Consider the following 450-nt stretch of genomic DNA (forward strand, 5'->3'; position numbering starts at 1 on the left):
CTCTTGAACAATTGGCCACAAAATTGCGGCGTAACGAGGGTGGTCGAAAGACCATTTATCCCAAACACTTGACCCATCCGCGTTGGTGGACTGCAAGTAGCTGATGAGGATTTTTGGGCCAAGAGTATTGGAAATCACACCGCTTTGGACGGTCGACACATGCCAGTCTGTCTGGTTGCTGGCGGTCAGGTGTGTCAAGATGTTTTTGCTGCATGGACTCACGGAAGGTGACAAACTGGTTTTGCTGATTCGAATCTTGGTACCCGGGATGCGTTGGTAACTGAAATCACGTTTTTGAAATAATTGCGGACAAAATTCTTCACCGTTGATATTTGCCCCGGACAAAAAGTAAAAGGAGCCAATGATTCCAAACAACAAGAGGCAGATCAGTCCGATCAGTATTTTGCGACCTTGCCGGAGAATCGTGTGTTTCGCGATGTGGTGCACTAC

1 protein-coding gene is annotated in these 450 nt (G+C 47.6%); it reads right to left on the reverse strand.

Annotation, left to right across the window (positions count from 1 at the left end; genetic code table 11):
• On the reverse strand, positions 1–450 hold a 450-nt coding region (locus H7U32_RS10300), incomplete at both ends, for a hypothetical protein (RefSeq protein WP_204469927.1).

The sequence above is a fragment of the Bifidobacterium pullorum subsp. saeculare genome (assembly GCF_016899725.1).
Classification (GTDB): domain Bacteria; phylum Actinomycetota; class Actinomycetes; order Actinomycetales; family Bifidobacteriaceae; genus Bifidobacterium; species Bifidobacterium pullorum_C.